The sequence below is a fragment of the Massilia sp. 05N420 genome, from assembly GCF_056397205.1.
The window spans coordinates 1-351 of sequence record NZ_JBFTMX010000307.1 but is presented as its reverse complement, the minus strand read 5'-3'; the positions used below and the strand labels follow the sequence as shown (position 1 = coordinate 351).

Below are 351 nucleotides of genomic sequence, written 5' to 3'. Positions count from 1 at the left end.
GTCATCTACCTGATGCCGCCCTATTGCACGACTGGGGCGGACCTTGCCGCCGCCTATGACGCCATCGACGAGGTGGCTTCGCTCGCCCTGGCAAAGGTGGGGTCGTGACGGCGCTTCTTTCCTCCAGGCTCGCAGGCTTCGGCCACGCCGTCCCGTCGCGTATTGTCCACAATGCGGAGATTGAAAACCGGCTGTGCCTGGAGGATGGCTGGATCGAACGGCGCACCGGCATCCGATCGCGCTACTGGGCAAGCGAGGGTGACACGCTGACTGGCCTTGCCACGGCAGCCGGCCGGATGGCGATCAGTAATTCCGGTCTTGCAGCTGACGATGTGGCCCTCACCCTTCTTG

1 pseudogene is annotated in these 351 nt (G+C 64.1%); it reads left to right on the top strand.

From position 1 onward, the window contains the following. Window positions 1-104: 104 nt before the first annotated feature. Window positions 105-351 (top strand): annotated as a pseudogene (locus tag AC1DIX_RS28455) (3-oxoacyl-ACP synthase); the annotation flags it as partial.